The sequence below is a fragment of the Pseudonocardia pini genome (assembly GCF_013870575.1).
GTDB lineage: Bacteria > Actinomycetota > Actinomycetes > Mycobacteriales > Pseudonocardiaceae > Pseudonocardia > Pseudonocardia pini.
Map to the genome: position 1 here is coordinate 40270 of NZ_JACBXB010000001.1, position 12151 is coordinate 52420.

At 71.5% G+C, this 12151-nt stretch carries 11 protein-coding genes; 5 read left to right on the forward strand and 6 right to left on the reverse strand.

Annotated elements, in window-relative coordinates; all coding sequences use genetic code 11:
• Positions 1-137: 137 nt before the first annotated feature.
• From H5J29_RS00185 to H5J29_RS36055, 5 genes are read left to right on the forward strand one after another with little or no spacing between them, the layout of a single operon-like run.
• The gene (locus tag H5J29_RS00185; RefSeq protein ID WP_181778803.1) at positions 138-1469 is read left to right on the forward strand and encodes an oxygenase MpaB family protein; all 1332 of its coding nucleotides are present in this window, start codon (positions 138-140) and stop codon (positions 1467-1469) included.
• A 38-nt stretch (positions 1470-1507) separates the two neighbouring features.
• The gene (locus tag H5J29_RS00190) at positions 1508-2668 is read left to right on the forward strand and encodes an acyl-CoA dehydrogenase family protein (RefSeq protein ID WP_181778804.1); all 1161 of its coding nucleotides are present in this window, start codon (positions 1508-1510) and stop codon (positions 2666-2668) included.
• A complete protein-coding gene (locus H5J29_RS00195) occupies positions 2665-4428 on the forward strand; it encodes an AMP-dependent synthetase/ligase (RefSeq protein WP_181778805.1) in 1764 nt (587 codons plus the stop codon). The genes H5J29_RS00190 and H5J29_RS00195 overlap by 4 nt, the downstream gene beginning before the upstream one ends.
• On the forward strand, positions 4425-5303 hold the full coding sequence (locus H5J29_RS00200; RefSeq protein ID WP_181778806.1) for an alpha/beta fold hydrolase: 879 nt from the start codon (positions 4425-4427) through the stop codon (positions 5301-5303). Before H5J29_RS00195 ends, H5J29_RS00200 begins: the two co-directional genes overlap by 4 nt.
• Before the next feature lie 6 nt (positions 5304-5309).
• Positions 5310-8222, forward strand: coding sequence for an AMP-binding protein (locus H5J29_RS36055; RefSeq protein WP_220186826.1), 2913 nt, complete (start codon positions 5310-5312; stop codon positions 8220-8222).
• Here the strand turns inward: H5J29_RS36055 and H5J29_RS00210 are convergent.
• Genes H5J29_RS00210 through H5J29_RS00235 form a run of 6 tightly spaced genes read right to left on the reverse strand, consistent with a single transcriptional unit; the run spans position 8187 to position 12123 of the window.
• Positions 8187-8636 (reverse strand): universal stress protein, encoded by a 450-nt coding sequence (locus H5J29_RS00210; protein ID WP_181778807.1) that lies wholly within the window; start codon positions 8634-8636, stop codon positions 8187-8189. The genes H5J29_RS36055 and H5J29_RS00210 overlap by 36 nt on opposite strands.
• Positions 8637-8647: 11 nt before the next feature.
• Positions 8648-9754, reverse strand: coding sequence for an ABC transporter ATP-binding protein (locus H5J29_RS00215; protein ID WP_181778808.1), 1107 nt, complete (start codon positions 9752-9754; stop codon positions 8648-8650).
• Between the two features lie 20 nt (positions 9755-9774).
• Positions 9775-10311 carry a hypothetical protein gene (locus tag H5J29_RS00220; protein WP_181778809.1) on the reverse strand — a complete coding sequence of 179 codons (537 nt, stop codon included), beginning with the start codon at positions 10309-10311 and terminating at the stop codon, positions 9775-9777.
• Positions 10278-10850 carry an Rv1363c family protein gene (locus H5J29_RS00225; RefSeq protein WP_181778810.1) on the reverse strand — a complete coding sequence of 191 codons (573 nt, stop codon included), beginning with the start codon at positions 10848-10850 and terminating at the stop codon, positions 10278-10280. Before H5J29_RS00225 ends, H5J29_RS00220 begins: the two co-directional genes overlap by 34 nt.
• 26 nt (positions 10851-10876) lie before the next feature.
• Positions 10877-11512: a hypothetical protein gene (locus tag H5J29_RS00230; RefSeq protein ID WP_181778811.1), complete on the reverse strand. Its 636-nt coding sequence runs from the start codon at positions 11510-11512 to the stop codon at positions 10877-10879.
• Positions 11509-12123 (reverse strand): Rv1363c family protein, encoded by a 615-nt coding sequence (locus tag H5J29_RS00235; RefSeq protein ID WP_181778812.1) that lies wholly within the window; start codon positions 12121-12123, stop codon positions 11509-11511. Before H5J29_RS00235 ends, H5J29_RS00230 begins: the two co-directional genes overlap by 4 nt.
• Positions 12124-12151: the final 28 nt, after the last annotated feature.

The window sequence follows — 12151 nt, forward strand, 5'->3', positions numbered from 1 at the left end:
GGTCCTCCTCGTTGTACGTACGGCGGACTCGATGAACATACACGGCATGTAGACACAGTGTTCAATAGGCCGTAGGGTTCGTGTCGGCGTTGTCACACATAGTGACGGACCTGGCTCATCGACGAGGAGGAGTGCTCATGACCGGCACGATCGCGGACCGAGACCAGCGAGAGCAGGGCCGGGAGCCGCGGCGCGAGGGCAGTCTGGACGTCCCGGAGGGCCTGCCGAAGGGCATCGATCTCGGCCGGATCAACAATCGCGACAAGGCGATAGCCATGTTCGGACGGTCGTACGTCGAGGAACTCACGGACCACGCCCTCCTGGGCGACGACCCCGCCTACCGCTTCATGCTCGACAGCCGCAACTCCGTGTCCGGCGCTGGGATGAGCAACTTCAACCTGGCGCTGGAGAAGGGCATCGACGCGGTCGACTCGCCCTCCCCCGGCCTGGCGGGCCTGTTCGCCGAGCTCGACCACATCCCCGACTGGGTGGACTTCGACCAGCTGCACCGCGGCGCCGTCGCCTTCTGGCGCGCCGGGCCGATCGTGCCGCCCATCCTGGCCTGGTCGTCCATCGCCACCGGCTTCTCGATGTACTCCTCGACGAGGCCCGTGCTGTTCAGCGGCCGCCTCCAGGACTCCGAGCGGGTGGGCGGACGACTGATCGAGAGCTTCCGCTACATCGTCGCCGCCTACACCCCGGGTGGGATGAGCCGCTTCGCCGACGGCTTCCGACTCACCGCGAAGGTCCGCATGATCCACGCGGCGGTCCGCTACGGCCTCTCCCGCTCGGACGCCTGGGACTGGGCGAGCTGGGGCGTCCCCATCAACAACCTCGACTCCATGCACACCCAGGCCGGACAGTTCGGCGTGGGCTTCATCGACCCCGTGCAGCGCTCCGGTGTCCGGTTCAGCGACCGAGAGATCGAGGACATCATGGCGCTGTCGCGCTATGTCGGCTGGGTCATCGGCGTGCCCGGGGACATCCTCCACACCGACTACGAGGACGCCCGCCGCAAGGCGGCGCTGCACAAGCTGATCGAACAGCCCGCGGACGACCTGTGCCGCAAGACGGTCCACTCGATCATGCGTTTCAGCGTCGAGAACCCGCCGGGCGACGTCGAGGTCCTTCCCGGTCCCGTCGCGAAGTTCATGACGACCGAGCGCAGGCTCAAGCTGGCCTACGGCATGCTGACCGGCTGGCAGCCGAAGTACGTCATCGACATGCTCGACATCGAGCCCACGCCCTGGCGCTTCACCGTCCCGGCCATCCGCCCCCTGCTCAAGGCGTACGACCGGATCTCGCGCATCCTCCCGCACGACGACGAGGAGACCACTCGCAAGATCCTCGCCACCTTCAACGCCGCCATCGCCGTGGAGAACGGCGACCGCAGCAGCGAGGTCGCGAACCCGGACGAGGTGGGCCACGACGTCTCGACGAACCTGGGCAAGATGCCCACGGTCGCCTGAGGTATACAGAGTGTTCAGTCGCTCTGTATAGTCAGCCCATGAGCATCGACGCCGCCGCTCCCCGGCTCGGCCTCTTCGAGGCCGAGCACGAGGACTTCCGTCAGAGTTTCCGCTCCTTCCTCGAGGCGGAGGTGGTCCCCGGCTACCAGGACTGGGAACGGGAGGGCATCGTCCCCCGCGAGGTCTTCGCCGCCGCGGGCAAGTCCGGCTTCCTCGGCATGGCCCTGCCCGAGGAACACGGCGGCGGCGGTGTGGACGACTTCAGGTTCAACGCCGTCATCGCCGAGGAGATCGCCGACACCGGCTGCGTCTCGTTCGGCATCAACCTGCACAACGACATCTGCCTGCCCTACTTCCAGGGCCTCGCCGACGCCGAGCAGCAGGCCCGCTGGATGCCGGGGCTGGCCTCCGGCCAGCTCATCGCCGCGATCGCCATGACCGAGCCCGGTACCGGCTCGGACCTCGCAGGCATCCGCACCACCGCCCGCCGCGACGGGGACCACTTCGTCCTCGACGGCAGCAAGACCTTCATCTCCAACGGGATGAACGCCGACGTGGTCATCGTCGCCGCCCGGACCTCGGAGGACCGCCACACCGGGCTCTCGCTCTTCGTCGTCGAGCGCGACACCCCCGGCTTCACCCGAGGTCGCAACCTCGACAAGATCGGCATGCACGCCCAGGACACCGCCGAGCTGTTCTTCGACTCCGCGCGCGTTCCGGCGGCCAACCTGCTCGGCACCGAGGGCGGCGGGTTCAAGGCGCTCGTGGGCAACCTCGCCCAGGAACGCATGACGATCGCCGTGGCCGGGGTCGCGTCCGCGGCGGCCGCACTGCGTCTGGCGCTGACCTACACGAAGGAACGCACCGCGTTCGGCAAGCCGGTCAGCAGCTACCAGAACACCCGGTTCGAGCTTGCGGACGTGCACACGAAGGTCGAGATGGCCCGCGCATTCGTGGACTCGTGCCTGCACGAGCTCGTCGCCGGGACGCTCACCCCCGAGCGTGCGGCGATGGCCAAGCTCGCCGCGAGCGAGCTGCAGTTCTCGGCCGTCGACCGCTGCCTGCAGCTGTTCGGCGGCTACGGCTACATGACCGAGTACCCCATCGGCCGGGCGTTCGTCGACGCACGGATCGGTCGGATCTACGGAGGGACGTCGGAGATCATGCGAGAGATCATCGGAAGGTCGTTGGGCGTATGAGCACCGTGGAACAGCTCGAGAAGCGCGCCCCGGGCATCGGCGCAGGCACCCTGTGTGCCGCCTTCCAGCAGACCGTCGCCGCGGACCCGAGCGCCCCAGCGCTCCAGGCGCACGGTGGCGACGCGGTGCTGACCAGGGCGCAGTACGCGGCGGAGGTCGAGCGCATCGCCGGTGGGCTGGCCGCCCTGGGCGTCGGCCGGGGGGACCCGGTCGGCCTCATGCTGACCAACCGCCCCGAGTTCCACCTCGTGGACACGGCCGCCCTGCACCTGGGTGCGGTCCCGTTCTCCATCTACAACACCTCGTCGCCCGATCAGATCGAGTACCTGCTCGGGCACGCCGAGAACCGGGTCCTGGTCTGCGAACCACAGTTCGTCGAGCGGGTCGCGGCCGCCTCGACGCCGCACCTGGAGCACGTCGTGGTCGTGGGCGAGGACTCGTTCGCCGACCTCGCCCCCTCCCCGGGCTTCGATCTCGCGTCCGCGTGGCGGGCCGTGGAGCCGAGCGACGTCGCGACGTTGATCTACACCTCGGGTACCACCGGGCCACCGAAGGGCGTGGAGCTGACCCACGCCAACGTGATGTTCGTGCTCGACACCTGCGAGCGCCGGTTCCCGTTCGCCACCGACGGCGCCTGCCTGTCGTACCTGCCGTCGGCGCACATGGCGGACCGCATCTTCTCGCACTACCTGCACATGGCGACCGGCTGGCCACTCACCACCGTCGCCGACGCATCGCAGGTCTTCGCCGCGGTCGCCGCTGTCCGCCCCACCTGGTTCCTCGGGGTGCCGCGGATCTGGGAGAAGCTCCGCCAGGCGCTGCTGCGTGGTTTCGGGGCCCTGCCGGAGGACCAGCGCTCGGCCGTCGAGCAGGCGTTGGAGGCCGCGCTGGCCGAGGTCCGCCGTCGTCAGGACGGGGCGGGCACGCCCGGACACCTGGAGACGCCGCCACCCGCGCTGGCCGCCGTGGCGGGCAGGCTCGGGTTCGACCGGATCGCGCTGATGATGACCGGCGCGGCCCCGATCGCACCCGCGGTGCACGAGTTCTTCCTGGCGCTCGGCCTGCCGCTGATGGAGGGGTTCGGCATGTCCGAGACCGGCGCCCTGGGCATGACCAACCTGCTCGACGAGATCCGCGTCGGCCGGATCGGGCTGCCCATGCCCGGCACCGAGGCACGGATCGCGGACGACGGCGAGCTGCTGCTGCGTGGCCCGCACGTGATGCGCGGGTACCGCAAGGACGTGGAGAAGACGGCCGAGGCCATCGACGCCGAGGGCTGGCTGCACACCGGGGACGTCGCCACCGTCGACGAGGCGGGCTGGTACCGCATCGTCGACCGCAAGAAGGAGCTGATCATCAACGCGGGCGGCAAGAACATGTCGCCCGTGAACATCGAGAGCGCGCTGAAGGATGCCTCGCCGTTGATCGGGCAGGCGTGCTGCATCGGCGACCTCCGGCCGTACAACGTGGCGCTGCTCGTGCTCGACCCCGAGGCGGCGGCGGCGTGGGCCGCGGCGAACGGGCTCCAGGACGCCTCGCCGGGCGCGGTGGCCGTCGAGCCTCGCGTGCGGGAGGCGATCGCCACCGCCGTCGAGGCGGCCAACACCCGACTGTCGCGGATCGAGCAGGTCAAGCGCTGGGAGCTGCTGGCCACCGAGTGGCTTCCGGACGGCGACGAGCTCACCCCCACGATGAAGATGCGCCGCAAGGGGATCGCCGACAAGTACGCCGCCACCATCGACGCCCTCTACGAACGATGACGGGGTTGCTGACGCGACAGCTGGTCGTCGGCGGAGTGCGGACGCGGTCGCTGGAGACCCGCGGCACCGGACCGACGATCGTGCTGCTGCACGGCTTCTCCGACTCCGCGGACACCTGGCGCCCCCTGCTCGCCGAGCTCGGACGGCGCGGTCGACAGGCCGTCGCGGTGGACATGCCCGGCTTCGGCGAGGGCGGCCCGCTCGAGCGGGCACCGTTGCTGCCCCAGCTCGACGACTTCACCGCCGCGCTCGTCGACCACGTCGGCGGACCGGTGGTGCTGGCAGGCAACTCCATGGGCGGGCTCACCGTGCTGCGCGCCGCGGAGAAGGGCCTGCCCGCCGTCGAGGCCTACGCCGCCCTCTCCCCCGCGGGCCTCGGGTTCCACCGGTCCTTCGATCGGATGGACGACGCGCTCGCCCGGCTGCGGCCGCTGCTCAAGGTCGCGTACCGGGCACCGGTTCCCGCGCCGGTCGTGCGGGCCTACGCCTGCGCCTTCTACCGGCTCCGGTTGGCCCGGGGCGCGGTGGATCCCACACTCGCCCGGCGATACGGCTCCCACTTCGGCGGGATGGCCGACTTCCGCCGGTTCGGCGCACTCGGCCGCCGACTCAGCGACGAGATCAAGGCCGGTCCTCCCGACCTGCGACGGCTGGTCGAGCCGGTGCTGCTGATCTGGGGTGCCGAGGACCACATCTGCGACGTGCGCCCGGCCGCGGCAGCGGCCGCGGACCTGCACACCGTGCGACTCGAGATCCTGACCGGCTGCGGCCACAGCGCACAGATCCAGCGCCCGGACCGGGTCGCCGACCTCCTCCTCGCCCTGAGCGGCGAGCCGGCGACACCACCTTCCCCAGCGAGCCGACCAGGAGCGTGACCGCCGGTGACGACCGAGGAGCCCGGTTGGGCCACCCGACTCGCCTCGACCGCGACGAACATCGTCGAGTACGCCCGCTTCGGTGGGCTCGACACCGGTGAGGAGCCCTCACCCTTCGAGATCGCAGGCCGCGGACCGACTCACCGTCTGCGTCGGTACTTCCCCGACACTCCGTCGGGTCGCCCACCGGTCCTGCTCGTCCCACCGCTGATGCTGACCGCCGAGGTGTGGGACGTCTCGCCCGCGACCAGTGCAGTCGCCCTGCTCGACCGGGCGGGCCTCGAGCCCTGGGTCATCGATTTCGGAGACCCCGGCAGCGAACCCGGGGGATCGCGGCGCACGGTCACCGACCACGTCATCGCCCTCTCCGCGGCGATCGACGAGGTCGCCGAGCAGACCGGGCGCCGGGTACACATCGGCGGGTACTCCCAGGGCGGCCTGTTCTGCTACCAGGCTGCGGCGCTGCGGGCCTGCAAGGACGTGGGCAGCATCTTCGCCCTGGGCAGTCCGTTCCAGCCCTTGTCGATCCCCGGGGTCGACCTGCCGGAAGAGCTGGTCAAGGAGCTGCAGGGCCTCTGGACCACGGTCCTCGGACATACCGGACTCCCCGGCTGGGCCGCAGCCAACCTGTTCAAGTGGACCAGCCCGGTCGGGGCGATCCGCGGCCAGGTGCAGTACCTCGCCGCCCTGCGGGACCGGGACTCCCTGCTCCCCCGGGAACGGCAGCGGCGGTTCCTGGCCCGCGACGGCTGGATCACCTTCCCCGGACCGGCGATCGTCGAGGTCATGGAGAGCATGACCAACGAGCGGTTCCTGCGGGGAGGGCTGGTGTTCGGCGACCGCACGGTCACCCTCGCGGACCTCACCTGCCCCATCCTGATCTTCACCGGCTCGCAGGACGGGTTCGCCCCCGCGCACGCTGTCCGGGACATCGCCCGCGCGGCACCCCGGGCGGAGGTCTACGAGTGCTCTCTGCCGACCGGCCACTTCGGCCTGGGTGTGGGATCACGCGCCAGCCGAGTGACCTGGCCGACCGTCGGCGAGTGGGCGCATTGGCAGGAGACGGGTGGCCCGCAGCCCGAGGCGGTCGGACCGGTCGGCGACACCGGGCCTGCCGCGCCGACCACGGCGGCGCCCACCCTCGTCTCCGCGCTGTGGTCGGTCGCTCGGTTGGCGATCGACGCCGGCAAGGCCGCACCGAGCCTTGCCGGGTCGGTGTCCGCGCAGGTCGTCGACTCGGGGCGGGAGATCGTCCGGGTCGCCGTGGAGCAGCTTCCCCGGCTGGCCCGGCTCGAGCGGATCGGCTCCCACACACGGGTCTCCTACGGTCTGCTGCTCGACGAGGCCGCCGCGGACCGACCCTCGGCCACCGCGCTCCTGCTGGGCGACACGGCCCACACCCACGCCGCCGTCAAGGAGGGGATCGACGACCTCGTCGCCCGGCTCCTCGCGGCCGGGGTACGCCGCGGCCAGCACGTCGGCGTGTCCATCTCGTCCCGACTGCGGGCCCTGACGACAGTCGCGGCGCTGAGCCGGGTCGGAGCCGTCGCGGTCCTGCTCCGCCCGGAGGGTGACCTCCCCCGTGAGGCCGCGCTGGGCAGGATCGAGTCGCTGCTCGCCGATCCCGGGGTCACCGGAGTGGACGTCCCCGTGCTCGAGGTCCGCGCCGTCGGGCCCCGCCCGAGTGTGCCGGACTGGTTCACCCCGAATCCCGGACTCGGCGCGGACCTCGGGTTCGTCCTGTTCACCGGAGAGGGCGCGGGCACCCGGGCGATGCCGGTCAGCAACCGGCGCTGGGCACTGTCGGCGTTCGGTGCCGCCTCGGCCACCGCGCTGTCCCCGGCGGACACCATCTACTCCGCCAGCCCGCTCCACCACCCGTCCGGGCTGCTGTTGAGCACCGCGGCCGCCGTCGTCGCGGGCGCCCGGCTGGCCCTCGCGCACGGTTTCGACCCCGAGCGCTTCTGGCCGGACGTGCGTCGGTGCGGCGCAACGGTCGTCCCCTACACCTGGGCGATGCTGAGCATCCTGCTCCGAGCACCGGAGGTGCCCGAGGAGCGACACCATCCGGTGCGGCTGTTCGTCGGGTCGGGGATCCCGCGCGCGGTCTGGCGACAGGCCCTCGACCGGTTCGCTCCCGCTCGGGTCCTGGAGCTGTTCGCGGTGGCTCGGTCGAACGCGATCCTCGCCAACGTCTCCGGCCGGAAGGTCGGCGCGGCGGGCCGCTCGCTCCCCGGTACGGCGCGCACCGCGCTGGTCGCGCTCGGTCCGTCGGGCGAACCGGTGCTCGACGCCGAAGGCCACTGGTTGACCGTGGGACCCGGCGAGGTCGGGATGTTGCTCGCCGAGGTCGATCACGACCAGCAGTTGTGGGACGCCGTCCCACGCCGCGGCGTGTTCGCCGCGGACGACGCCTGGCTCGTCACCGGCGAGCTCTTCCGAGCGGACGCCGACGGCGACCTCTGGTACGTCGGACGCCAGGACTCGGCCCTGCCGTCCGGTACGGGCGCACTGCATCCGCGAGAGGTCGAGGATGCCCTCGGGGAGCTACCCGGGGTCGGCCTGGCCGTGTGTCACCGCGGCCCTGGAGGCGACGTGGTGGCGGCCGTGCAGGCCGCCGCTCTCACGCCGCGTGCTCTCGACCAGGCCTTCGGTGCGCTGCCGGGGCCAGGGCGGCCGGACGTCGTCCATCTCGTTCCCGAGATCCCGTTGACGGCATGGTTCCGCCCGGATCTCGCCGCGCTCCCGGCACCCGGTGAGGCGGGTCGCGTGTGGAAGCGCTCTCGCGCAGGCCGGTACGCGGCGCGGCGGCGACGCACAGAGGAAGGGGGTCCTGCCGCCCGCGGGCAGCAGGACCCCTCTCCTCGTGGGGAGCGAGCCCGGTCAGGTGGTGTGCACGACCAGCACGTCGACGGGTGAGCGGCGGGCCGCATCGGAGGGGACCGACCCGAGTACACGGTCGGCGAGGGTGCCCAGCCCGCGGTTGCCGACCACCAGCAGGTCGGCGTCGTGGTCGGCCACGACGCGAAGCAGGACCTCCACCGGGCCGCCGTCGGCCGCCGTCGTCGTGACTCGATCGGCGGGCAGGATCGCCACCGCCCGGTCGCGCGCCGTGCGGAGGCTGTCCTCGGCCGGGGTCCAGCCGTGTACCAGGTACGACTCGCCCTTGAGCGCGTCGTCCGCAGCGCCGGGGGCTCCGTCGTCCGGGTGGTAGGCCGAGGCGATGACCAGCGCGGCTCCGCTGCCGGCGGCGACCGCGGCCGCCCGCTCGACGGCCGCGTAGGAGGTGTCGGAGCCGTCCGTGCCGACCACGACGGTTGTGTAGTGCGCCATGGGTGCTCCCGTCAGCGGTGGTGGTGGCGGCCGGGACGCTCCACCGGGGCACCGAGCGGTGGCTCGGTGACGCGAGGGAGCTCGGTGGTGGGGGCGTCGTCGGGGCGGCCGTAGGGGGCCGCGCCGACGACGGCGGTCCGCTCGTTCGCGTGTTCCTGCTCGGCGAAGGAACGCTGGATGGCCTCCTGCGCAGCGGGCGGCAGGGTGTGCAGCATGTCGCGGACCCGCCGCTGGCGGCGGGCGACCGCCTTGCGCTCAGGCATCCCCCTGCTGGCCTCGATCTGCGGCTTGAGCGGGGGCAGCCCTGACAGCTCGTCGACCTCGGCCATCTCACGCTGGGCCTGGGCGGTGTCCTTCTCCTCGCTCATCCCGATCGGGCCCTGACGACGGCCGTTGAGGAACTGCGACACCACGGGATCGTCGCTGGTCAGCAGGACCTCGCGGGGGCCGAACATGGCCAGGTGCTTGCGGTAGAGCATGCCGATGTTGTCCGGCACGGTCTGCGCGGTGTTGATGTCGTGGGTGACGATCAGGAACGTCGAGTCCGTCTGCGCGTTCAGGTCGATGATGAGCTGGTTCAGGTACGCGGTGCGGACGGGGTCGAGGCCGGAGTCCGGCTCGTCGAACAGGATGATCTCGGGGTCCAGCACGAGCGCGCGGGCCAGGCCTGCGCGCTTGCGCATGCCGCCGGAGATCTCCCCGGGCAGCTTGGACTCGTCGCCCTTGAGACCCACGAGGTCGAGCTTCTCCATGACGATGTCACGGACCTCGGACTCGTTCTTGCGGGTGTGCTCGCGCAGGGGGAAGGCGACGTTGTCGAAGAGGTTCATCGAGCCGAACAGGGCACCGTCCTGGAACAGCACGCCGAAGAGCTTCCGGATCTCGTAGAGCTTGGACTCGTTGCAGCGCACCAGGTCCGTGTCATGGATGACGATCGAACCCTTCTCCGGCTTCAACAGCCCGATCAGGGACTTCAGGAACACCGACTTCCCTGTCCCGGAGGGGCCGAGCAGCACCGACACCTCGCCCGGGGGCAGGGTCAGGGTCACGTCGGACCAGATGTTCGCGCGGCCGAAGGACTTCGACAGCCCTTCGACCTTCACCTCGACACCGGGCACGGGGTCCTCTTTCTCTCTTGTCAGACGGGGGTGAGCTCGGAGACGAGCCAGCGGTCGTCGGGCCGTTCGAGGGTCGCCCGGACCCGGCTGCCCGCGACGTCCGGAACCTGGCCCTGCGCGCCGGTCGACTGGTTCAGGAACAACAGCACGGTCACGGTGTCCGGCCCGTCCTCCGTGACGACGCCGGAGTCGACGAGCTCGGTCGAGGTGATCAAGCTGCTCTGCCGGGCGGCAGGCAGCACGACGTCACGCATCAGCTGGGCGTAGTCGTCCTTGAACGACCCGGTCAGCAGCTCCAGGCGTTGCGGGGTCTCGGCCTCGAGCGTGGTGTGGTCATAGGAGAGCAGCCGCGGCACGGCCTCCTCCGCCGCCGCGACGGCGTCCACCCGAGCCTGCTGCACCGCGGACCCGTTCAGAGCGAGCAGCCCGAACGTGACGGTCCCCGCGACGAGCACGAGCGCCAGTGCGGCCGCAGCGATCCCGACGGCTCGGGGCCGGGTGGCGAACCGCCCGGGTGCCTGGGTCAGCCTGCGAACGTCAAGGTGGCGACGAGCCATCGGTCCCCCTCCTTCACCAGGTCCATCTGCATCCGGTACAGCCGCGGCTGTGGATCGGGGCTCTGGGAGTTCCGCACCTCGCTGCGCACCGCCACGAGCGCCTTCGCCGAGTCCTCATCGGCCTCGCTCAGCGCCGCGGCGGTGACCTCGCCGGTCGAGCCGACCTGGGAGTCCTTGACCATCTGCACGTAGGAGCCCAGGTTCTGGCGGAACAGGTCGCCGAACTCACCGGTGCCGGAGTCGAGTACCCGCTGCACGTCGGCGTCGGCGGTGTCGGCCGAGATCGAGCTGAGCGAGACGGCTGCCGCCCGGGCTGCGTCCAACGCTGCGGCGCGGTCCGCCTCCACGCCGCGTCCGGACAGCCAGAGGACGCCGGTGGCGATCGTGCTCGCGAGCAGCAGGGCCAGGACGACCAGCACGATCACGCCGCGCCTGCCGAAGCCGCTCGGGCGAACCGGCTCCTGTGTCGGCGCCGGCTCCGCGGTGTCGGCCGGCAGGACCGTGGTGGGCGCCTCGTCGGGCGGGGCTGTGTCGGGCATCCCGCGGCCTCCTTCGGTTCGGGTCGTCACACGGGCTCCAGGTTCGACGTGAGCCAGCGACCGTCGACGTCCTGCAGTGTCATGACGATCCGGCTGCCGGTCAGCAACGGCTCGGCGAGTCCGGGCGCCTCGGAGCTCTGGTTCACGAACAGCAGCAGGGAGACCTGGTCGGGTCCGTCGTCGTCGACGACCGACGAGCCCACGACGGTGCTGGTCGTGACCACCTGTCGGGCCTTGGCGGCAGGTGCGACGGTGTCGGTGACCAGCTGTCGGTAGCGGTCGCGGAAGTCGCCGGTCACCAGACCCATCCGCTGGTCGACGGCGGCATCGAGGGTCCGGTGGTCGTACGACAGCAGCTCGGCGGCCGCGGCCGTACCGGCCTGCAGGGCCTCGGCCCGGGCGGTGTCCGTCGCGTGCTGCCGCCACGCCATCCCCCCGAACACTCCGCCCGCGACCAGGGCCAGCAGCCCTACCACCGCGCACACCCGGATCGGGGTGCGCCGCCACAGCGGCCGGGACGGCGCCTCGCCGGGGTGGGTCTCGGTGGCCCTGGACTCGGTGGACTCGGTGGACTCGGTGGACTCGGTGGGCTCGGTGGCCCTGGACTCGGTGGGCTCGGTGAACTCGGCGGCCTCGGTCGTCTCGCCGGTCGGGGCGCTCACGGGACGAACTCCACCCGGTCGGCGAGCCAGCGCCCGTCGGGCTGCTCGGTGACCTCCACCGCCATCCGGTAGGTCCGCTCCTCGCCCTGCGGGGCCTGCTGGTTGGTGACCGTGGCCCGCATGGCGACGAACGCCCGGGCCGTGCGGTCGTCGATGCGCTCCAGCCCCGCCGCGGCGACCTCGCCGTTCGCCTGGACGCCACCCTTCCGGACGATGTCCACATAGGATTCCAGGTTCTCGGAGAAGATCTTCCCGAAGTCGCCGACGGCTCCGTCGAGGATCCGGCGCACGTCCTGGTCGGCGGTGTCCGAGCTGACCGACACCAGGGCCACTGCGATGTCCTGCGCGGCCGACAGTGCTGCGGCGCGCCGCTCCTCGGCATGCCTGCCCGCGTTCCACCACACCGCGGTCGCGACGGCGCCTGCGACCAGGAGCAATAACAGGAACGCGGCCGTGAGGGTGGCCGGTCGCGGCAGCCGAGTCCGACGCGGCGCGTCGGTCTCACCTGCCTCCGCGACCGCGACCGCGTCGGCGTCGGGCGGGTTCTCCGTCGTGCCCTCCTCCGCCGCAGCCGGCGCCGTGGAGGGGGCGTCCTTCTCGTCGGTCAGCATGGAGGTGTCACCTCGTCTCGTCATCGAG

Bases quoted from the DNA above. Each gene is read 5' to 3' on its own strand.
- H5J29_RS00185 (WP_181778803.1), top strand. From the start codon at position 138: ATGACCGGCACGATCGCGGACCGAGACCAGCGAGAGCAGGGCCGGGAG.
- H5J29_RS00190 (WP_181778804.1), top strand. From the start codon at position 1,508: ATGAGCATCGACGCCGCCGCTCCCCGGCTCGGCCTCTTCGAGGCCGAG.
- H5J29_RS00195 (WP_181778805.1), top strand. From the start codon at position 2,665: ATGAGCACCGTGGAACAGCTCGAGAAGCGCGCCCCGGGCATCGGCGCA.
- H5J29_RS00200 (WP_181778806.1), top strand. From the start codon at position 4,425: ATGACGGGGTTGCTGACGCGACAGCTGGTCGTCGGCGGAGTGCGGACG.
- H5J29_RS00210 (WP_181778807.1), bottom strand. From the start codon at position 8,636: ATGGCGCACTACACAACCGTCGTGGTCGGCACGGACGGCTCCGACACC.
- H5J29_RS00220 (WP_181778809.1), bottom strand. From the start codon at position 10,311: ATGGCTCGTCGCCACCTTGACGTTCGCAGGCTGACCCAGGCACCCGGG.
- H5J29_RS00225 (WP_181778810.1), bottom strand. From the start codon at position 10,850: ATGCCCGACACAGCCCCGCCCGACGAGGCGCCCACCACGGTCCTGCCG.
- H5J29_RS00235 (WP_181778812.1), bottom strand. From the start codon at position 12,123: ATGCTGACCGACGAGAAGGACGCCCCCTCCACGGCGCCGGCTGCGGCG.